At 51.9% G+C, this 20,248-nt stretch carries 19 protein-coding genes and 1 pseudogene; 2 read left to right on the top strand and 18 right to left on the bottom strand.

The window, feature by feature from the left end; translation table 11 throughout:
* Nucleotides 1-18: 18 nt before the first annotated feature.
* Complete coding sequence (locus ACFSB2_RS26380) at nucleotides 19-2,289, bottom strand: DEAD/DEAH box helicase (RefSeq protein ID WP_377946224.1); 2,271 nt, start codon at nucleotides 2,287-2,289, stop codon at nucleotides 19-21.
* Nucleotides 2,290-2,775: 486 nt separating this feature from the next.
* On the opposite strand from ACFSB2_RS26380, the gene ACFSB2_RS26375 reads away from it, so the two are divergent.
* Entirely contained in the window at nucleotides 2,776-3,354 is a 579-nt protein-coding gene (locus ACFSB2_RS26375; protein ID WP_377946222.1) for an RsfA family transcriptional regulator, read from the top strand.
* On the opposite strand, the gene ACFSB2_RS26370 is transcribed toward ACFSB2_RS26375, so the two are convergent.
* The 9 genes and pseudogenes from ACFSB2_RS26370 to ACFSB2_RS26330 form a co-directional block, all read right to left on the bottom strand.
* Nucleotides 3,339-3,836, bottom strand: coding sequence for a DUF402 domain-containing protein (locus ACFSB2_RS26370; RefSeq protein WP_377946221.1), 498 nt, complete (start codon nucleotides 3,834-3,836; stop codon nucleotides 3,339-3,341). The two genes, ACFSB2_RS26375 and ACFSB2_RS26370, sit on opposite strands and share 16 nt — an antisense overlap.
* Nucleotides 3,833-4,930 carry a sporulation integral membrane protein YtvI gene (ytvI, locus tag ACFSB2_RS26365; RefSeq protein ID WP_377946220.1) on the bottom strand — a complete coding sequence of 366 codons (1,098 nt, stop codon included), beginning with the start codon at nucleotides 4,928-4,930 and terminating at the stop codon, nucleotides 3,833-3,835. The genes ACFSB2_RS26370 and ytvI overlap by 4 nt, the downstream gene beginning before the upstream one ends.
* A 59-nt stretch (nucleotides 4,931-4,989) precedes the next feature.
* Nucleotides 4,990-5,178: a hypothetical protein gene (locus ACFSB2_RS26360; RefSeq protein ID WP_377946218.1), complete on the bottom strand. Its 189-nt coding sequence runs from the start codon at nucleotides 5,176-5,178 to the stop codon at nucleotides 4,990-4,992.
* A 384-nt stretch (nucleotides 5,179-5,562) separates the two neighbouring features.
* Entirely contained in the window at nucleotides 5,563-5,991 is a 429-nt protein-coding gene (locus ACFSB2_RS26355; RefSeq protein WP_377946217.1) for a hypothetical protein, read from the bottom strand.
* Between the two features lie 98 nt (nucleotides 5,992-6,089).
* Nucleotides 6,090-6,776, bottom strand: a complete 687-nt coding sequence (locus ACFSB2_RS26350; protein WP_377946216.1) for a FadR/GntR family transcriptional regulator — start codon at nucleotides 6,774-6,776, stop codon at nucleotides 6,090-6,092.
* 270 nt (nucleotides 6,777-7,046) lie between these two features.
* Nucleotides 7,047-9,455: a leucine--tRNA ligase gene (leuS, locus tag ACFSB2_RS26345; RefSeq protein ID WP_377946215.1), complete on the bottom strand. Its 2,409-nt coding sequence runs from the start codon at nucleotides 9,453-9,455 to the stop codon at nucleotides 7,047-7,049.
* Between the two features lie 227 nt (nucleotides 9,456-9,682).
* The gene (locus ACFSB2_RS26340; protein ID WP_377946213.1) at nucleotides 9,683-10,330 is read right to left on the bottom strand and encodes a Bax inhibitor-1/YccA family protein; all 648 of its coding nucleotides are present in this window, start codon (nucleotides 10,328-10,330) and stop codon (nucleotides 9,683-9,685) included.
* Nucleotides 10,331-10,404: 74 nt separating this feature from the next.
* Complete coding sequence (gene mutY / locus ACFSB2_RS26335) at nucleotides 10,405-11,580, bottom strand: A/G-specific adenine glycosylase (protein ID WP_377946211.1); 1,176 nt, start codon at nucleotides 11,578-11,580, stop codon at nucleotides 10,405-10,407.
* 131 nt (nucleotides 11,581-11,711) lie between these two features.
* A pseudogene (locus ACFSB2_RS26330) lies at nucleotides 11,712-12,511 on the bottom strand (RNA-guided endonuclease InsQ/TnpB family protein).
* Between the two features lie 87 nt (nucleotides 12,512-12,598).
* Between ACFSB2_RS26330 and ACFSB2_RS26325 the strand changes: the two are divergent.
* The gene (locus tag ACFSB2_RS26325; protein ID WP_377946210.1) at nucleotides 12,599-12,832 is read left to right on the top strand and encodes a hypothetical protein; all 234 of its coding nucleotides are present in this window, start codon (nucleotides 12,599-12,601) and stop codon (nucleotides 12,830-12,832) included.
* Between the two features lie 175 nt (nucleotides 12,833-13,007).
* Here the strand turns inward: ACFSB2_RS26325 and ACFSB2_RS26320 are convergent, their stop codons facing one another.
* From ACFSB2_RS26320 to ACFSB2_RS26285, 8 genes are all read right to left on the bottom strand, one after another.
* On the bottom strand, nucleotides 13,008-13,523 hold the full coding sequence (locus ACFSB2_RS26320; RefSeq protein WP_377946209.1) for a DUF402 domain-containing protein: 516 nt from the start codon (nucleotides 13,521-13,523) through the stop codon (nucleotides 13,008-13,010).
* 108 nt (nucleotides 13,524-13,631) lie between these two features.
* Nucleotides 13,632-14,177, bottom strand: a complete 546-nt coding sequence (locus tag ACFSB2_RS26315; protein ID WP_377946207.1) for a hypothetical protein — start codon at nucleotides 14,175-14,177, stop codon at nucleotides 13,632-13,634.
* A 96-nt stretch (nucleotides 14,178-14,273) separates the two neighbouring features.
* Entirely contained in the window at nucleotides 14,274-14,537 is a 264-nt protein-coding gene (locus ACFSB2_RS26310; protein WP_377946313.1) for an HPr family phosphocarrier protein, read from the bottom strand.
* A 108-nt stretch (nucleotides 14,538-14,645) separates the two neighbouring features.
* The gene (gene whiA, locus ACFSB2_RS26305; protein WP_377946206.1) at nucleotides 14,646-15,587 is read right to left on the bottom strand and encodes a DNA-binding protein WhiA; all 942 of its coding nucleotides are present in this window, start codon (nucleotides 15,585-15,587) and stop codon (nucleotides 14,646-14,648) included.
* 72 nt (nucleotides 15,588-15,659) lie between these two features.
* A complete protein-coding gene (locus tag ACFSB2_RS26300) occupies nucleotides 15,660-16,808 on the bottom strand; it encodes a gluconeogenesis factor YvcK family protein (protein WP_377946204.1) in 1,149 nt (382 codons plus the stop codon).
* Between the two features lie 3 nt (nucleotides 16,809-16,811).
* Nucleotides 16,812-17,678, bottom strand: coding sequence for an RNase adapter RapZ (gene rapZ / locus ACFSB2_RS26295; protein WP_377946202.1), 867 nt, complete (start codon nucleotides 17,676-17,678; stop codon nucleotides 16,812-16,814).
* Nucleotides 17,675-18,244: an NUDIX domain-containing protein gene (locus tag ACFSB2_RS26290; protein WP_377946201.1), complete on the bottom strand. Its 570-nt coding sequence runs from the start codon at nucleotides 18,242-18,244 to the stop codon at nucleotides 17,675-17,677. Before ACFSB2_RS26290 ends, rapZ begins: the two co-directional genes overlap by 4 nt.
* Nucleotides 18,245-18,456: 212 nt before the next feature.
* On the bottom strand, nucleotides 18,457-20,187 hold the full coding sequence (locus ACFSB2_RS26285; RefSeq protein ID WP_377946199.1) for a tetratricopeptide repeat protein: 1,731 nt from the start codon (nucleotides 20,185-20,187) through the stop codon (nucleotides 18,457-18,459).
* Between the last annotated feature and the right edge of the window lie 61 nt (nucleotides 20,188-20,248).

The following is a 20,248-nucleotide window of genomic DNA, read 5'->3' as shown; positions in this document are numbered from 1 at the left end:
TCATCCGATTCTGCCAAATCAAACATATACCGGTGTATCACACAATGTGGCAAGCAACTGCAACACGTGCGTCTTTAATTCTTCATCCGCCTGACCTGGCCCTACGCACGACGGACAACCCGATGTGCATACACACCGTCGAACCATGTCGAACGCGGCAGGAAGGATCAGATCTCTATCCCGATAGACCCGTTCCGCCAGGCCGATGCCCCCCGGATATGCATCATAGATGTACAGTGTCGGCCGCGCGTGAAGCGGATCTCGCACTTGGACCGTGATGTGCAAGTCGGACGTCGCGCACATGCAGTGCAGCGCGCAGGCATGTTTGAGCAGATAGCCTGTTCCTTTCAGCGCGCTTTCCCACGTGTCTTGACTGAACGGAAACATTCCCGCTTCCCAAGCGCACCAGTAGCCTACGCTGTGCAATTCCGCTTCCGGCAGGTGAATGCGCCCCCAGCCAAGGTTTTCATGCGTGTCAAATTTGATTTTTTTGTACAAGGTCGGTGTCGCATTGACGGCGACTTCACCGAATGTATGTGTCGTGCCCGCCGCGCCCGTCTGTTGCTCCAACTCGTCTAATACCTGCAGTCTGACCGCCAATTCGGCGTCTGTGTAATAATCCGCCTCCACCGCGCGGACAAACGCCTTGCCGTTGTCCAAGTCGAGTTTTTCCACCTGATACGACTTGGATTGATGCAGATATATCGCCTCTTCATGCAACATCGTCAAAGCGCTAAACTTGTCCGTCTCACCAATGACATTCGGTTTTGCCGCCGTTTCGTCGATGATGACCACGTTTTCCTGCGCCGCGCTGCGCAGAGAAACATGATGACTCGGCAACGCATCGGCCATCCAGTAGTATTTTTCATCTCGACCACGGTGGAGAATCCGGGCGTCGGTCAAGTAATCGAGCAACTCGTTCGTAGTTTCCACAGCGTACGACTCATTTGACGCAAACGGCAGTTCATATGCGGCGCACTTGAGATGGTCCATCAAAATCAACAAGTTATCCGGATAGATTCGGGCGGATTCCGGCGAGACGTCGAGCAGCGCTTCCGGATGATGAATCAGGTATTGGTCCAACGCGGATGCATTGGCGATATACATCGCCAGCGAGACGCCGCGCCGTCGACCTGCGCGCCCGCTTTGCTGCAACACCGACGCAATGGAACCCGGATAGCCCACCGTCAGCGACGCGTCTAGCGAACCAATATCAACGCCCAATTCCAAAGCATTGGTGCTCACGACACCACGCAAATCACCGTTGCGCAACCCCCGCTCAATCGCTCGGCGCTCACTGGGCAGATATCCCCCGCGATATCCCACAATCCCCGCCCTCATGCGTTCACTGACATCGTTTTTCAGATATGAAGACAGCACTTCTACCTGTGTCCTCGTCTTGACAAACGCGATGGTCGCGATGTTTTCTCGCAGTAAACGCGTGCCAATTCGGCGCGCGGTCTGCAGGCTTGACTGACGCAATCCCAATTGCTGATGAACGATTGGCGGATTGTACAAGAGCGTATGTCGTTCTCCCTCCGGCGCGCCAGACTCATCTATCACGCACAAATCCCGCCCGGTCAACAAGTGCCCAAGCTCTCCCGGATTGCGAATGGTGGCTGAACTCATGATGTATTGCGGCTTCGCTCCATAAAATGCGCAAAGCCGTTCGAGCCGCCGCAGCACATTGGCGAAATGGCTACCAAATACACCACGGTAAATATGTGTCTCGTCGATCACGATGTATTTTAGATTCTCAAACAAACGCAGCCACTTGGTATGATGCGGCAATATGGCAGCGTGCAACATATCTGGATTTGTGACCACGATATGCCCTGCCTCGCGAATTTTCTGGCGCGCGTGAACTGGCGTATCGCCGTCATATGTAAAGGAGTGAACTTGTGTTTTGACATTGGCAATCAGCGCATTGAGTTCGGCGACTTGATCTTGCGCGAGCGCCTTGGTTGGAAATATATAAAGTGCCCGCGTTGACGAATCTTCGCAGATGGCATTTAAAATTGGCATATTATAGCATAGCGTTTTCCCACTCGCGGTCGGTGTGACAACCATGACATCGCGCCCCTCATGCGCAGCCTGCCAGGCCGCTTCCTGGTGGCTGTACAACTGTGTAATGCCGCGACTGTGGAGCGCCTCGACCACATTGCGGTGAAGAGAATCCGGCAGCGCGCGGAACCGCCCAGGCCGCGCTTCACGCACACGCCACGCCGCGACCTGCTGCATGAAAGCCTCGTCTCGTTGCCACTCACTCAACAACTGCGCCAAATTCATTTAGAACGCTCCTCTCTGTCCTGTAAATTAATTGGCACCTTGGTTGCTGCGCCATCCGCGATGCCTCGATATGACTGGCATTCTCACGGTTCTGCTCTTGCAGGATGCGTCACGCATGGTGGTCTATCATCCACATTTTGTATACATGAGCAAACTCTGTTTTACTTTCGACAGGAACAATGCGAACTCCTGTTCGTTTTTCTTGGTAATTTAGCATTCCTTTGCCTATCCTGAAAATAATGCGATACCTTGGCGCTGCGCCATCCGCAATGCCTTGATTGACTGCTATTTTCATGATGCTGTTGGCGCGGGACGCATCACGCATGGCGATCTGCTTTTTTAAATGTTCTCTACGAAATTTCTCGGTTGTAGGTCACGAATTACAAAATCGAACATAGCATGATAATGAACAGAGCATAGAGGCACTGTATGAATCTTGTACACCATGGAAATAAAGTATAGTACAGACTAGAGGGAGGAATCACCTTGCAAACGGTAGAAAAATGGGCCTCGCGTTCAGATGCGTGGACACCGGAAGACGACCAACGCTTAGCTGATTTGGTGCTAAATCACATCAGCAACGGCAGTACGCAACTCAAGGCGTTTGAGGAAGCAGCAAGTCTGTTAGGCCGTACCCCCGCGGCTTGCGGCTACCGTTGGAACGGCGTTGTCCGCAAGGATTATCGTAGTGAAATAGAAAAAGCGAAAGAGGCGCGCAAGCATAGCAGCCAAGCGTCAGCCCCAACCACGCCCGAAACCGCCGCCAACACGAATCATGCGGTCCAGGCTACCAGTGAATCCATCAAAGACGTCATTGATTTCTTGCAGACATATGACGCCCAATACCACAAGCTACGGGCATACTTAACCCAAATCGAACAAGAAAACGAAGTGCTCGCCAGTCGAGTGGAAGCACTGGAAGAACAATTGAGCACGCAGCAAACGCCCTTAGAACAAACAGTGAGCCCTGAACAACTGGAAGAAGATTCGCGAACCCTGTTTGCCATTATGGAACGCGCGCGCAAACTCTTGAACGATGGCGGCGGCAATCATTCTGATACCTGATTTGACATTCGCTTTGCAATCTCACGCCACACCCGTGCAGTGGCGGGCTGAAATGGCCCCCACTGCTTTTCCGCCGCCCGCACGAGCCATGCTGTCGCCGCTTCAGCACGCTCAATCCAGTCGGCTGGATACGCGTATTTGCGCACCTCGAATTCATCTCTGTCAACGACGAGCGTCTCTCCGTCGTTGATCAGGACATCTAAGTCGAGATCGACAAATACGACCTCAGTGCCGAACAGCGCTGGCGTGATAATGTTGCAATAATAATCCGTCCTATCTTCTTTCAGCAACATACATACCTGAAAATAAGCGCTAGGCCAGAACCAAATGACAACAGGAAAGTCACTAGACCACTGTTCACCGCTCGCCTCTATGACCGGGGCGCCAGGTGGTACAAGATACGTGTGCGCCACGCTGGTTTTGCTAGCTTGCGTCCAGATGCGGTGGGCGCCGCCATCCGCGTGAAGGCTGATCAAGTTCAATGGTCGTCATCCTCCCCTGCATCGAACGCCTGACGCGAGATATCCGGCAGAAAATCGACAAACAGATGAGTGGACAACAGACCTTTGACACCAATCAAGATGATGGGGCCAATGAACAGTCCGAGAATCCCCATCAATTTCAAACCCACATAGAGTGCAAACAATGTGGACAGCGTGTCAAGTCCAACCGTGTTCGCAAGGAGTTTCGGCTCGACGATATGCCGAATGATGGAGATGACGATTTGCAGCGAGATCACTTTGATGGCCAGCGACACATCGCCGATGACAAGCGCGCCTAACGCCCAGGGAATTGTCAGAATGGCGGATCCTAAAACCGGGATGAAGCCTGCCAAACCAAAAAAAGCACCCAAAAGCAGCGCGTACGGAATGCCCAACACGTACATACCCAAAATACCGAGAACCGTCGACAGGCACATCAGGATAAATTGAACTCGAATCGTCCCCAAAAAAGCGTTCGACATGTCCGTCAAAACGACATTCAGTTTCCCTTCCCAACCTGGTGGAGCCATACGGAAGAAAAAGACCATCATTCGCTCGTGTTTTAACAAGATGAAGAACGACGTAATGACAGCGATCACAGCAATAAACAAGATTTCTGGCAGGTGTGTGAAGGAGCCTAGGAAAGATGTCAAAGTCTTTTTCAGCCCAACGCCGCCAGCTTGAACGACTTGCTGAAACGCATGTTGAAGTTCAGTGGTCACTTGAGGAGGGAGTTGTCCATAAAACACTTTTCCCGCAGACAGTTGATGACGTATCCACACGTTTTCGCGCGCAAAGAATGACTGGCTATTCACAATGAGCGATGTGGCCTCACGTGTGATCCCGACAATGACGCCCCCAGAAAACAGGGCGACAAGCAAAACCAAGAGTGCCAAGACGACGATGACTGCAGCCAAACGCGGGAGCCCCCGTTCCTCGCCCCAACGAACTACAGGAATCAACAGAATAGCCAGTACCCAGCCAATGACAAACGGCAATATATACTTTAACAGCAGCGCCAATAACAGTGCGACGACGAGAATAAACACGCACAACAAGGCAACTTCCACAAGACGCAACAGGTATCTCTGCATTTCAAACGCTCGTTGTGAACGCGGGAATCGCACATGCAAAGCTCCCTTCCCATTGGGTCTTACTGTGATTGTGGTCGATACACCCTACGCTTGGTCATAAACGCAAACCCTATCAGAACAAACGCGAGCACAAAAAACAACGTTGCCAGCCACCCTTGTCCCTGGGCCATCAAAATGGACGCAACCGCCAAACACACCATCGTGATCAGCGCGACGAAAAAAAATACAATCCGCATTGAAGTGGACACCAACTGTCCCTCCTATCCTAAAAATCATACAACACCTTGGTGCTGCGCCATCCGCGATGCCTGATATGACTGGTATTTTCATGATGCTCTGGTGAGAAACGCATCACGCATGGCGGGTCTAATCGGCATAAAGCGTGGAACACCACGCGTTGCAGTCTATGTAATCATTGTACACGATATCAATCATGTATCATACCGGAATTACGAGAGCGACACATTCTATATAAGCACAGGCGGCATGCACCAAACAGGCACGCACCGCCAACTTTGAGTCTATCCTGAAAATAAAGTCGATACCTGTGCGTGCCCCATCTACGATGCCTTGCTTGACTGGTAGTTATCATGATTTTGCTGATGCGGGACGCATCACACATGGCGATCTACTTACGAGGCAGTTACGTGCATTGACAGAAACGGGGCAATTTCCTGCCAAATCTCCGCCGCTCCACTTTCCAAGATGACGTGGTGCGCTCCACACCTGCGATATAAAGAAACACGCGTTGGATCCGCCGCGATCACCAACACCCAATTGACGCGCGCTTCCCGCAACGTCTGGGTGAGTAAAGCGCTCTTGACAAAGTCATCTGCCGTAGCGCGAATCACCGCCACATCAAAGCCTGACAACTGTACGGCTTCTTTCACCGTAGACCTGTGCGCTGGCACATTCAAGCAGTGATTGGGATACCATGCGCGCAGCTTGGCTTGTGTTTCTTCAAAACAATTAAGAACGCGTACATCGACGCCTGCATTGATTGCTTGTTCAATGAACGCTTTATCGTCAGCTGAAAATGTCGCGACAAGCAATTTCGGCACCATACAATCCGACCTTTCCGCCTAAGTTGCTGATAGCGCTTACATTTTTATTCTACACTAAACCACGCAAATTTTGTAGTGCATTTCTCCATGTTCCTCTAAGATCTTTCACTGGCACGCCGCAACAGTACATCGCCGTAGTCATAAATCGCCTCTCGCGCCAAACGCGGATCTTCCATCTGCACAGCGTCATATACCGCCCGGCACGTGCGTAGCCCTGTTTCGCGCTTCGGGCTGAACAAGCGCAGACTGCTGCGCAAAGCCTCTTGCAGCACGCGAAAGGTATTGAGTAACACGTGATTTTCTGAGCACTCGGCCAATACCGCATAAAAATGCAACTCGCTGGCAATGCCATGTTCGCCCTGCCGACTGGCGGCCTCCAAATTGAACAAAGCCCGCGCAAGGGCCGAATAGTCCCGCGTCGCCCGCGCCCGCGCCGCAGAGGCTGCAATTGCCGCCAAAACGGACGTCAAAAGCTCAAGCAAATCACGAACTTGATCCGTTCCAAGCAAGATGGCTGCGTCCAAGGGCTGCATCCACATCTCGACACTCGCTGTACGCACATATGTCCCATTGCCATGACGAAACTCAACCAGACCCTGTCCCCGCAAAGCGCCTAGCGCTTCACGCACGGTGGCGCGGCTACAGGAGAATTCCTCCGCCAAGTCTTTCAAAGGCGGCAATCTGTCACCTGGACGCAATTGTCCTTCTTCGATCATGGATCGGATATTTTGCGCAATCCGCATATATAACTTCTGTCCATACGGTGATGTCGTTCCGTCCAATGTCCGTTCCCTCTTTTGTCTGCCGATCTATTTTAATAGTATCATATCGCAGAAAAACCGATGACGCCGCGTCTGCTCTTGTCAAACAACAAAAAGAGAAGCCGCTAAGGCAGGCAAAACGATGCTCATCCCTCAGCGACTCCCCTAGCCTGAAATCATACGCTACCTTGGTGTGTGCCATCCGCGCCGCCTCGTTCGACTCACATTTTCATGAGTCGGCTGGCGCGAAACGCATCGCGCTCTATGACAAGCTCGCGCAAAGAGGCGAACTCACCCCTTCACAACGAGATTCACCAGGCGACCCTGGACATAAATCTCTTTCACCGTTTGCTTGCCCTCAATCCACTCGGCAACTTCTGGCAATTGTTTGACGCGTGCAATGGCCTCATCCTGTGTCGCTGTTGTGGAAATGTTGGTTTTCGCGCGCACGCGGCCGTTGACCTGTACGGCGATCTCCACTTCATCATCCACTAACCACTTCTCGTCAAACACTGGCCAAACCGCGTCAAAGACAGATTTTTCATGCCCCAGCTGCTGCCACATTTCTTCGCCAAGATGCGGCGCAAATGGCGCGATGGTCACCGCGAGCGTCTCCAACGTGGCGCGATCAATGCCATTCTTCGCCTCGTTGGCAAGCGCATTGATATACTCCATAAACGCGCTGACAGCCGTATTGAATCGGAATGACTCCATCCGCTCGGTGAGCGAAGCGACAAAGCGATGCCGCAGTTTCGTCAACGCATCTCGCTCGGCGACCAACTTCGTCCGATGGGTCGCCGTCAAGCGATATACTCGCCCAAGGAAGCGCGCGACGCCCTCCAGGCCGTTCGTATTCCATTCCGCCTCATCTTCCGGTGGGCCAACGAACATTTCATACATGCGCAGCGCGTCGGCGCCATAGCGATGAATGATGTCGTCCGGGTTGACCACGTTGCCTTTCGACTTGCTCATCTTAGCGCCGTTGAGGGTGATCATCCCCTGTGTAAACAGTCGCTTGAACGGCTCGGAAAACTGAATCAAGCCGAGATCGAAAATAAATTTCGTGTAGAAGCGCGCATAGAGCAAGTGCAACACCGCGTGCTCGACGCCGCCGATGTACATATCCACGGGCAACCAGTAATCTATCGCATCCTTGGCGAACGGCGCTTCGTGATTGTGCGGATCTGCATAACGCAGGAAATACCAGCAAGACCCGGCCCATTGCGGCATGGTGTCCGTCTCCCTGCGCGCCGGTCGTTGGCATTGCGGACAGGTGGTGTTGACAAACGACTCAATCGCCGCAAGCGGTGATTCACCTGTGCCTGTCGGCTCATACCGCTCCACATCCGGCAGACGAATCGGCAGTTGCTCCACAGGAACCGGCACAGTTCCGCAGTGATCACAATGGACAACCGGAATCGGCTCGCCCCAGTACCGCTGCCGCGCAAACACCCAGTCACGCAGGCGATAGTTCACGGTCGCTTCCGCCTGCCCCGTTGTCTCCAACAAGCGAATGGCCGCCTTTTTCGCCTCGTCCACGGCAAGGCCGTTTAACGACGCGGAGTTCACCATCACGCCATCGCCCGTGTAAAGCCCCTCTGTCGGCGTATCTGGCGACTGGACGACCGGAATGATAGGCAACTCAAACTGCTCGGCAAAATCATAGTCGCGCTCGTCGTGTGCAGGGACAGCCATAATGGCGCCCGTGCCATAATCCATCAGCACGTAATCTGCCACCCAAACGGGCAATTTCCGGTCACACAGCGGATGCTCCACATATGCGCCCGTGAAGACGCCCGTTTTCGTCTTGTCGACAATTTGGCGCTCGATATTGGATTTGCGCAGCGCTTCGTCCACATAGCTGTCCACAGCAGACTTTTGCGCTGTTGTCACAATTTTTCCGACCAGCGGATGCTCTGGCGCCAATACCATGTAAGTCGCGCCGTAGATGGTGTCCGGCCGTGTCGAGAAGACCTCGATTTGTTCGGCGTGATCGACCAGTTGGAAGCGAATACGCGCGCCTTCGCTGCGGCCAATCCAAGCGCGTTGCATCCGCTTTACATGCTCTGGCCACTCCAGTTCGTCCAGGTCGTCGAGGAGACGGTCCGCATATGCGGTAATTTTGAGCATCCATTGGTACATTTCCTTTTTGGTGACATCTGTGCCACAGCGCTCACACTTGCCATCGATGACCTCTTCGTTCGCCAGACCGGTCTTACAGCTTGGACACCAGTTGATAGGCATCTTTTGCCGGTAAGCCAACCCCCGTTCAAACATCTTCACGAAGAAATATTGTGTCCAACGATAATAGTCGGGATCAGACGTATTGATTTCTCGATCCCAATCGTACATCGCGCCAATTTCCTCAAGCTGCTGCTTGAATTTAGCGACGTTTTTTTCGGTCGCCACCCGTGGGTGAATCCCGTTTTGAATCGCATAGTTTTCGGCTGGCAAGCCAAACGCGTCCCAACCCATGGGATGCAGAATCTCATAACCATGCAATTTTTTAAAGCGGCTCCAAACATCTGAAATCGTATATCCTCGCCAGTGCCCCACATGCAATCCATTTCCCGATGGGTATGGGAACATGTCCAAACAGTAATATTTCGGCTTGCCGCTGTCTTGCCGCGCCTTGTGTACGTGCTGTTCGCGCCAGCGCGTTTTCCATTTCTGTTCAATCTCTTGGGGTTGGTATTCCATCCGTCATCCTCCTGAAACTACAAAGCCTCTCGTCCCATATAGGACGAGAGGCATGATTCCCGCAAACACCTATGTTGAAACGACTGAAAGCGTCATTCCCACTCACCTATAACAGCAAGTTGCGACTGGCTGCTTTTCTGCAACAGTTTTGATTGAATTGCTTTCCAGTATACTCAAGTACGCGCACTTTGCAACCAAATACGCCATGTTTTTACGCGCATTCGCCTTTAACGCCTATCCGAGGATTGCAACACACCCATCAGGCGTAAGACGAACAAGAATAGATTGACAAAGTCAAGGTACAGTGAGAGCACGACCCACGGCACCATCTGCGCGGACAGCCCCTGCCGAGCAATGCGATTGACGTCAAATAGAATATAACCGACAAATACGCCAATGCCCAAGAGCGCGTAAACCAAACTCATCACAGATGAAAAACCCGTAAATATGGATACGATCCCCATGAGCAACAGCGCCATCAACCCAATGAACAGAAACCCATTCAGAAACGAGAAATCAAGCGACGTGTTCGCAGCCACGATAGAGGCGATGAGAAACGCCCCCGCCGACACAGCCAAGGCTTTGATGACCAAGCCAGTGCCCAGAGTTATACTGGAGCTATAAATGATCGGCCACAGTGTGATACCAGATATGAACGTAAAAGTGTAGACAAAGCCAAACCCAATATTGCGGCGGCGCTGCATGAACATGGCGACAACTATCATCACCAATTCAACGATACTCAACAAAGGAATCAGTCCATATGGAAGTTGCGTCCCCACCAACACCCCGACGAGCGCCATGAGGAGCGTGCCAAATAGACCAAGAAAGACTCGACTCATCAGTTTATTTTGCGATAGCGTATAAGCTTGCATGTGAAATACCTCCTTTACAAGACATCCGATTGTGTGGCGCCCATCGTTTTTATGGGCCTCATGCAATTCACAATTCAGTGTGCCACATCGATGTCGAGCACCTCATGTAAAATGTTTTCGTACACCTTCGGCCAAACCAGTTTTTTCAGATCCGCCAATGGCACAAAGCGCAAGGCGCCTGTCTCGCTTTGCGACAACCTCACATTGTGCAATCCAACAGGACGCAAGACGGACACGTCCCACTCCAAGTGTGTAAAAATGTGCCGCGCAGTTGCAATCTGCACAAATTTCTGCGCCGCTTCCCCATCTGGCGTTTCTCGCACGACAACAGCATCAGTGTCGACATCCAGCAGTGTGGCTAAACGTCGTTCTGCCGCCAGCAACAAATTGTCCGCTGTCGCTTTGCTGGCCGTCATCTCCACCATTGGCAATTGCCACATATCAGCCAGCAATCCAGTGTCAGGACGTTGTTCCACTAGCAAATGACCGTCCTGTTCAAGCCAAAGCGCCATGATGGCATATTGTTTGCGCGCTTTCTTCGGCTTGCGTCGCGGCAATTCGGCGGTGCGCCCTGTCGCCGTGGCCACGCAGCCATCCCGAACCGGGCAGACCAGGCACTGGACGCGCTTGGGCGTACAGACCACCGCCCCAAGTTCCATCAAAGCCTGTGTGAACAGCCGTGGCACACTGCCTTCAACCATTTGCTGCACCTGTTTTTCGATGTCCAATTTCACACGCGCCTCATCAATCGGCTCCTCTATCCCCAGATAACGCGCCATCACCCGCAAAACATTGCCATCGACCGCCGCAACAGGTTGGTTAAAAGCAATGCTCATCACCGCGCCGGTCGTGTACGGCCCAACGCCCGGCAAGGCCCGAACAAGCTCGGCATCGGCTGGAATCTCGCCGCCATGCTGTTCACACACCGCTTTTGCCGCGCGCTGTAAATTGCGGGCCCGCGAATAATAACCGAGACCTTGCCACAATTTTAGCACGTCCGATTCCTCTGCAGCCGCCAAACTCGAAATGTCCGGGAATCGTTCCAGAAAGCGATGATAATACGGGATCACCGTCTCAACGCGTGTCTGTTGCAACATCGTCTCACTGACTAAGATGCGATATGGATCTGACGTCTGGCGCCACGGCAAAGCTCGATGGTGCGCTTCATACCACAAAACTAATTTATGTCCGAACTCATCCAAGCTTTCCGACTGATTGCACACGAGCCCAAATCCTGCTACTGAAAACATAGATAAATGTCCATGCTAGAGTGTTCCTGCTTCACCGTGCCCCGCCTCGCCACTTGCTCACTACTACGGTTTATGTGACACTCCACAGGCGTGAATTCCGACGTAGCCCGCCGTACATGTATACGGTCTTGTTATGTGAGCACCACATACGCTCGCGTTTGCATGAGATTCATCACCGCATTCAAATCTCTGTCCATCGTATTTCCATAGACTTCACAAACATATACGCGCTCCGCAAGGGAAAGGTTCACTTTCTTATGCCCACAACAAGAACAAATTTTGCGGGATGGGTAGAAGAGCAGCGCTTCTCTCAATTCGATGCCAAATTTCCGACACGCATTTGTGAGCTTCTCTTTGAAGTCGTAGAACCCTTGACTTGCGACGGACTTGCTCAAATGTCGGTTGCATACCATGCCTTTGACGTTCAGATGTTCAATTGTGATGTATGCTGGCTTGGTTTTCGCCAACTCACTCACGACATCCGCACGATACGCGCTTCTCATGTTCGCAAGACACATTTGTACCTTCTGCACTCTTAACACGTTTTTGGCTATGTTGCTTCCGCATTCAGTAGCAGGCTTCACCTTCTTTCTTTGCTCGTATTTGCGGGATAGCGCCCGCTGCGCTCGCTTCAAACGCTTCTCTATGCGTTTGATTGCGGAAGACTTGTTGATGTTCTTGAACACTTGACCATTGCTTTCTTTCGGGCTTTGGACGAGACTTCCTTAATCCACGGACGTTCCAGTGAATGGACATGATTTATCCATTTATCGAAGGCGTTGGCAGACATGAATTTCTCGCCTTTAGTATATCGTTCTTTGTTCACCGCGATAAACAGGTTATACAGATAGCGGCATACACCGAATGTCCGATTAATCTGTCGGCGTTTTTCGTCCGTAGGATGGATCTCCGTTTTGTAGGCACTCAACATCCGGATCATCCTTTGTCTTTTTTTGCAAAACATCCCGATAATACAAACGAAAAAGCAGGGCAGAATACACGCGAGGAGGTGCTGTCCATGTTGAATCTTATGAGTGCCATGGCAAGCTCTGTGCGTCACCGCGTCGCGCCGAGACGCAGAAGCGGCATGGGTACCATGACCGCGCTCTTTGTCGGAGCGAGTGTCGGTATCGCCGCATGGGAAGCCATGCGAAAATCGCAATTGGGCGGAAAGCTCGGCGGAATGTCACCTGCATCCAAAATGAGTGCATCTGGTATCGCAGAAGAAGTCATGCAGGAAATTGAAGACTGACCTAGGGACAAGTGAAAAAATCCTCTATACAATCAGAATCGAACACCGGATATGTATCCAGAGTCCTTCAATCTGATGGATTTTCACATGTCCCCTAGACACGGGCGTCGATAGACAGAGTCCACAAAGTTGTGGGCTCTGTCTACTCCTCATGACGAAAACAGCCAACTGTCGTTTAGAGGTATTTTCTGTGAATGCCGTATTTGTGTTTCCAAACCTGGTAGGATAACCGACTGCGTTTCATGCTGTCGACAAACTTTTGTGTATTTTCTAAAACGCGTCGAGCCTCTGCCATACTGACTTGGCGCATAAAAATGGCTTCGCCGAATTCCTCTAAATCGATAACATGGTAATATGAGCGTTCATATATCAACACATCCACATACATATCCTCGACGTAGATGTACTCCTGATCTTCCCACACTTTCACCAAATCGACGTAGTGATCAAACCGCAGGCGGGGATGTTTTACAGGCGTATTATCTTCCAGGCATGTACTGACCGCGATTCCCCATTGTGGGTAAATTTCGCGCAGGTGTTGACTATATCCGTGCTCAAATGCAGGGCGTTGGACCGCCACTAGACCTGGTCTCCGGAAGAACCGCTCAATTGTAAAAGGCTCATTTGACCGATCAATCCCGCGCTCGTCCCGCTTGTGAATCTGTTGAACACGGCCTGTTCGCAGCGCCACGCACGCCCCTCCTTCAATCCAAAAACCGCGTTTTCCCTATAGCGTACCATGACTTTCCGGAAAAGGCCAAACCAAGACCAGGGAACGTGTGCCACTGCAGTTGACAATCTAGCGGAAGAAACGTGTCCTCTGTTGTTTGGACGCACGAAAGCGGCGACCACGAGAAACTTTGGGCATATGCTCAAGGGGAGATTTCATTTTTGAGGAATTGCGCATTTGCATGCGATGTTTGCGTCGAGATTTGATACGAAAGATAAAAAACCATAAAGATGCCCCAACTACGCCCACCATGATGACATACCAAATCGGCGGCGCACTTTGCAACGGTTCAGCAAATGTGAGTGAACCGGGTTCGTAATTTTCGATCACGACAAACTTCCCGTCAGCCCCGAACAGCTTCGATGTTGGCGGCAGTGTCACGTTTTCTTCCAACGGTTTGTTGGCGAAACGCAGATATCCTTCCTCGTCTTCACCCTCATACCGCCAGTCGCCAATGACCGATTCCCCAATCGTCACTTCATGGTAAAGTGGGTTGCGAGCGACAAACGGCATGACAAAGTGGTACAGCTCAAATAGTGCCAGCGCGCCAACGGCGAACAAAATCAAGAGGATACGCAAGGGTAAACGGCGTCGCCTCCGAACACGCATTTTCATGCATGCGTTCCCCCTTTCAGCCCCATGTCCTAGTCTATGACCAAGCCCATGCAGCCAGAACGGAAACGGAAACGCCGAATACGCGCTTAACCCGGTTTAATTCAATTGATCTGATGCGATCAATTGGGCAAGCTGTTCTACAGCTCTTTCTTCATCTTGGCCATTTGCCTGTACGATGACAGGTTGCCCTGCAGCCACGGCCAAGGACATGACGCCCATGATGCTCTTCGCGTTTACGGCTTTGCCATCTCTTTCGAGGAAAATTTCTGCATGAAACCGATTGGCTGCCTGCACAAAATTCGCCGCCGCGCGCGCAAACAAACCACCTTTTAAATTCACAACCACTTCTTTTTGCACCATCAACATCACCATATTTCATTTTTATTTGGTTTATTTTGTTTATCAGTATATCACGTGGGCAAATCGAGAAAAAGCGCTGTGCCGCCTCAATTTGTGGCGACATTCTGACTAAGTCGAGCGGTTTCCACGCAATTGATTTGCAATGTCTTCTAACTTGCGAAACCGATGATTCAACCCAGACTTTGACACGCGATTGCCCAAGCGTTGACACAGTTCCTGTAGATTCGCCTCCGGATAACGCAACCGTGCTTCCGCGATTTCTCGTAGATGATCCGGCAACTGCGCAATGCCCATGCGATGATCCACGTAACGAATGGTTTCCAATTGCCGTACGGCCGCAGCGATGGTCTTGTTCATATTGGCTGTCTCACAGTTGACCAAACGGTTGACCTGATTGCGCATGCCTTTTAAAATGCGTGTATCCTCAAATTTGAGCAGCGCTTGCACGGCGCCAATCAGATTGAGAAAGTCAACGATTTTCTCGCCTTCTTTGAGATAGACAATGTACCCTTTTTTGCGGTTCGTTTTACGTGCATGCAACTCATACGCATTCATCATTGCCAACAGTTGTTCTGCAAATACAACCTCTGTCACATATATCTCCAGATGGTAAGATGGACTGCCGGGCGCATTGACAGAACCTCCAGCGAGAAAAGCGCCGCGTAAAAATGCCCGCTTGCAACAATCATCATCTGGCAGCGGCCAAACAGGCTCAAGCGAACCCTCTTGCACATTACCGCGCCAGCCAAGTTTCGACAGCACGGACTCCGCATGCGAAGCGGGGAGCCGAATGGCATAGACGTTGTTCTTTTTCAGCCGCATCTTTTTTTGCACAAACACTTCCGGTCGCGTGTCAAATTGCGCCTTCAACTCGGTGTAAATGCGTCTAGCCGTTGCCACATTCTCCGTTTCAACAACCAACTGACGCCGTTCGCCGACAGAACGAAAAACACCGCTTATCGCCAAAATGGCCCGCAGCTCATTTTGTGCGCAACAGGCGTCCTGTGAAATATTTGTGAGTTCCTTTTTCGTCTCGGCAGCGAACGACAAGATGGCTCCTCCCCCTTCAAGCATTCGTCCTTTGCGCAACGCCTGGCATCATGCGCATTGGCCACACTGCGACTATCCCCGCTCATAGCCCAGCAAACTGACAATTTGCTCCGCAACCTTGCGGCTATCGTGACGAGCATATGTCGCATAGTGGACAAAATCCCGCGCGACAACTTTGATCCCCAAGCGGTTTAACTCTTCGATATCGACGCGCACGGGATAACTGGATTGCGATTGATACTGCTGTAAAGCTTCTTCCGGCAAAGGTGCCGCATTGACCAGAACATAATCGAACAGTCGCTCACCCACATGCTGATAAATCGCGCTCACGTGACTGGAAGCGGACAAATCATCTGTTTCACCCGGTTGGGTCATCACATTGCACACGTAAATTTTGCGAGCGTCACTGGCGCGAATGGCGTCCACCATGCCGTTCACCAGCAGGTTTGGCAAAATGCTGGTGTATAGGCTGCCTGGCCCAACCACGATGGCATCCGCCTGCGCAATGGCCTTGATGACTTCCGGCAAAGGCTCCAAACCACCTGGCACCAGCTCAAGCCGTTCGATCTGACCGCGCGCCTCCGGAATATTTGACTCTCCTTCTACCACACTGCCATCAGTAAGATAGGCGCGCAGGCGCACATCTTCATTCACGGCAGGCAGTACCTGTCCTCGCACAGCCAAGACGCGGCTGGTTTCACGAATGGCAGATTCAAAGTCGCCCATAATGTGTGTCATCGCAGCGAGAAATAGATTGCCAAAACTATGTCCTTCCAAACCTTCCCCAGACGGAAAGCGAAACTGTAACAACCGCTCCAGCAATGGTTCCGTATCTGCCAGCGCCACCAAGCAATTGCGAATATCCCCCGGCGGCGGCATCGCAAAATCATTGCGCAGCCGACCTGAACTGCCGCCATCGTCCGCAACCGTCACAACTGCGGTCAAATCCACCTGGAATTCCTTTAAACCACGCAAAATGGTAGATAAACCTGTTCCACCGCCCAAAGCGACAATTTTCAACCGCCGTTCGCGCCACTTTGCTCGTTTCTTGGCTTGGCGCATATCGGACCACCAACCGAAGGCGAGCAGCACGACAGCCGCCACAAGCACTGCCAGCCCAAGCTCTGTCCCATGCCGCCAATGCGCCAATCGCAACACACCAGCTAAAATACCGACGCCGAAACAGGCAATCGTCCAAGCCAGCAACCACCATTGCCGCATGGTTTACCCCTCCCGATTCCTGTCCCGATGCGTCAAGTCCACGTCCGCAAGCGCGCGCAAGTGATTTGCGATATGACGAGCAATGGCCACAGAGCGATGCCGACCGCCTGTGCAACCGATCCCCACAACCAAGTGCGTTTTTCCCTCGCTTTGAAACTCCGGCAACAAGAAATCCAACATCTCCTCGGTCTTCGTGACAAACTGTTTGGAAGCAGGCCACTGCATTACGTAGTCGTAAACAGGGTCATCCTCCCCTGTAAACGGACGAAGATCATCCACATAGTATGGATTAGGCAGAAAACGCACATCAAAAATCATGTCCGCGTCCAAGGGAACACCGTATTTAAAACCAAAGGAAAGCACATGTACCGGCATCCGCTCAGCATGCAGCTGAAAATGCCGTTGGAGTTCCTGTTTGAGTCTACCCACAGCCATATCACTCGTGTCGATCACGATATCACACGCCACCCGAACGCTCGCCAGCACTTCTCGTTCCTGTTGGATGCTCTCGGTCAACCGAGCGGACGGCGAGAGTGGATGCCGCCGACGCGAAGCCTTGTAGCGGCGAACCAATGTCGCGTCATCTGCATCGAGGAACACCAACACCACATCCATGTCCTTGCGCTGCCGCAACTCCTCGACCGTCATCAAAAGCGGCTTAAACAAGGCGCCGCCGCGCAAGTCACACGCAAACGCCACTTTGCCGAGCGTGCCGGAAGCGTGCTCGGCCATCTCCAGCAGCCTCGGCATCAACGCTGGTGGCAAATTGTCGACGCAAAAAAAACCGATATCCTCGAGCGCCTGCATCGCGACCGATTTCCCCGCGCCGGACATCCCGGTGAGGATGATAGTTTGTGGGCGCAACGTCATCTGGCATCATCTCCCTCACTATCGGACAGAGTTTGGGCTGAATGTAGATAATTATGCGGTTCAATTTCCCAGTCCAGCATTTGTTGGTCTGCCGTATAAGAAAAACGGCCAAAAAACACATTTTTATCTTTACGCTGATAGGCTGCCAATGTATGCCGCACCATCAGCCTGTCTCCCTCATCCATTGGCAAGTGTAAGATGTCAGCCGTCGTGACCACCGCAAGTTTCCCCTCACGATGTTCGTGATGCAATTCCCCCCGCGCACCGCTGCCGATAAACTGGGCAATCAGCCGCTCTTTTTCAGGGCTATCCACCCCGGCTGCGACGCGTACACGATAGATACCTGACAACGTCGCATCTGCCAATTCTAATCCGGACTCTTCGGTGAACTCGCGCATGGCTGCGTGACGCCACAGCTCGTCATCTTCCACCTTGCCACCAGGCAAGTACCACCATCCGTGCCGTGGTTTTTGTAACATAACAACCCCTTCTTGCCAGGGGACAAAGCAGTTCACAATGATTTGCAATACGTTCACCTCACTCGTCAAAAGGATAGCATGTCGCATCCCGTTTCACCAGTTTCTGAGGGCGTTCGCAAATCAGCACAAAAAAAGTGGGCGCCTTTCGGCGCCCAAGATAATATGTTAAAAGGGGGTCAAATGTGCTACATGTGTATAGTACTCTGCCCATATTTCAAACGTGTTACAACTGCATTAAAAATCTGTGACATCGCTATGATTCATATTTCTGCGCTTTTCAAAGTGCCGATGACCAAATCTTAAATCCCGGCGTTAAGGAGAATTTGCTCCAACCGCACACTGCATTTGCGTATGGATGACGCGGCGACATGAAACTGTTCCGCCAACTCTTTTTGCACCACAGGAACACCGAAATAGCGCAAGGTGATATACAGCAAACCAGCCACCCAAATATCCGCCTTGCCGATTCGGCGATGCGCATGCAAAAACATGTCGTACAAATAGCCCAGCCATACCTTTTTTGCCGGAGGGATCAGTCTTGCCAATTGCTGCTCCTGAAGCCATACCTCTGTTCGTTGCCACACCATCCGCCAACTCGGATTGAGCTCAAAGATGATATCTTCCGCTATCTGCTCAAGCGGCACCGTCTGCATTTCATTATTCATCTTGATACAGACGTCACCCTTGGCGCCAATCCGTTTGAGCGCAATGACGGTATGTAGTCGCAGCGTCTCATCGATATCCTGACGCTCCAGAAACAACCGCAAAGCCTTTTCCGCATCGTCATCCGCAACCACCGCCAAAGCGCGGATAACCCGCCGCCTGGTCTCGTGATTGCCGTGGCGCAGCCCCCAATAGAGCGAAGCGCGCAACAGTGCATCTCGGCGCCATTCGTCGAGATTGTTTTCCTTTAACTTATCCTTCATTTCGGCAAGTTGCTCTTCCACAGGCAAATCCAACTGGTAGCTGACCTTCCAGTCAGCCGTCGCTTGCTCATCCACAGTGACAAGCCGTTCCAAATAGTAATCCGCAATCGAACGGTATTCCCGCTCCCGCGCAAGCATTTGCCACAACCGCTCAGCGACGTTCCACTGCTGGCTGTTTGCAGCCGCCGCAGCCGCCGCGTGAAGCAACGCAGGTTCTGGCGGATTGGTCAGCCGCATCAATCTGCGAAACGTGTTAAAAGCGTCCGCATGAGAGCCGATCAGCCCAAGTGTAGTCCCGACTTTCATGGCGAGATCGTAATGGAGGGGGAAAACTTTGCGCAACGGCTCCGCCGCCGCTTCCAAAACGTCTTTCCAGCCGAAATGTTTTACCAGAATCGCGCGATTGCACAGCGCGTGAATGTTGTCGGGTTGACGGCACAGCACTTCATCCGCCATCGCCAACGCCTTATCGTGCTGCCCTGTGTAGTAATAGGCCAAACACAGATTATTGTAAGCCGCATAATTCTCCGGTGACTCTGCGATGACTTGCTCGAGCCATTCCACCGCAGCCTCAAACTGCCCATGTTCAAGAAAGTAACGCCCATCTTTTTCAGCGTCGGCCGCATCGCGTTTCCGCTTTTCAGCTTCCCACTTCTCAAGCGCCGCTCCGCCGCCAAACTCATCGAGCAAGACGCTGAGCATTTCTTCTGCATCTTCAGCATATTCCCCGTTTGGCTCTGAATCGAGATAGCGCAAAACATATTCTTCTGCGATGTCATATTCACCCATGTTTGCATAGTTGTTTGCGAGGTAAAACTGACATTCGGTCATATTTGGGTCCAAGTCTTGCAACACGTGCTCCAACAATTCATTGGAAGCTTGGAAATCTCCCATTTCCGAAAACACGCCCGCCAAGTTACAATAATTCACGGGGTTGTTCGGTTCGTATTCAACCGTCTTTTTAAACGCTTTGAGCGCCTTATTCAAATCATTTCGTTGTAAAAAACGAACGCCACGTTCGAAAAAATAAGCTGCGTCAAAATTCATGGCAATGACGTTGTTGCTGTCTTTGCCTGATTGTCGATGCACATAACGCGTATCCACACAGCACCTCCTAACGCTACCCGTCCGGTTTTAAACCAGGTAAAGCATTGTGTTATGTGAA

The organism is Alicyclobacillus fodiniaquatilis, assembly GCF_042678105.1.
GTDB classification, from domain to species: Bacteria; Bacillota; Bacilli; order Alicyclobacillales; family Alicyclobacillaceae; genus Alicyclobacillus; species Alicyclobacillus fodiniaquatilis.
Note: the sequence above shows the minus strand (reverse complement) of the source record. Positions and strands in the feature narration are given on the sequence as shown.

Excerpts from the sequence above, each read along its gene's own strand:
- ytvI (WP_377946220.1), bottom strand. The coding sequence starts at position 4,930 with ATGCAGAGATACCTGTTGCGTCTTGTGGAAGTTGCCTTGTTGTGCGTG.
- leuS (WP_377946215.1), bottom strand. The coding sequence starts at position 9,455 with ATGGAATACCAACCCCAAGAGATTGAACAGAAATGGAAAACGCGCTGG.
- rapZ (WP_377946202.1), bottom strand. The coding sequence starts at position 17,678 with ATGACGTTGCGCCCACAAACTATCATCCTCACCGGGATGTCCGGCGCG.
- ACFSB2_RS26300 (WP_377946204.1), bottom strand. The coding sequence starts at position 16,808 with ATGCGGCAATGGTGGTTGCTGGCTTGGACGATTGCCTGTTTCGGCGTC.
- ACFSB2_RS26380 (WP_377946224.1), bottom strand. The coding sequence starts at position 2,289 with ATGAATTTGGCGCAGTTGTTGAGTGAGTGGCAACGAGACGAGGCTTTC.
- ACFSB2_RS26310 (WP_377946313.1), bottom strand. The coding sequence starts at position 14,537 with ATGGTGCAAAAAGAAGTGGTTGTGAATTTAAAAGGTGGTTTGTTTGCG.
- ACFSB2_RS26315 (WP_377946207.1), bottom strand. The coding sequence starts at position 14,177 with ATGAAAATGCGTGTTCGGAGGCGACGCCGTTTACCCTTGCGTATCCTC.
- ACFSB2_RS26325 (WP_377946210.1), top strand. The coding sequence starts at position 12,599 with ATGTTGAATCTTATGAGTGCCATGGCAAGCTCTGTGCGTCACCGCGTC.
- ACFSB2_RS26340 (WP_377946213.1), bottom strand. The coding sequence starts at position 10,330 with ATGCAAGCTTATACGCTATCGCAAAATAAACTGATGAGTCGAGTCTTT.
- ACFSB2_RS26290 (WP_377946201.1), bottom strand. The coding sequence starts at position 18,244 with ATGCGACATGCTATCCTTTTGACGAGTGAGGTGAACGTATTGCAAATC.
- mutY (WP_377946211.1), bottom strand. The coding sequence starts at position 11,580 with ATGTTTTCAGTAGCAGGATTTGGGCTCGTGTGCAATCAGTCGGAAAGC.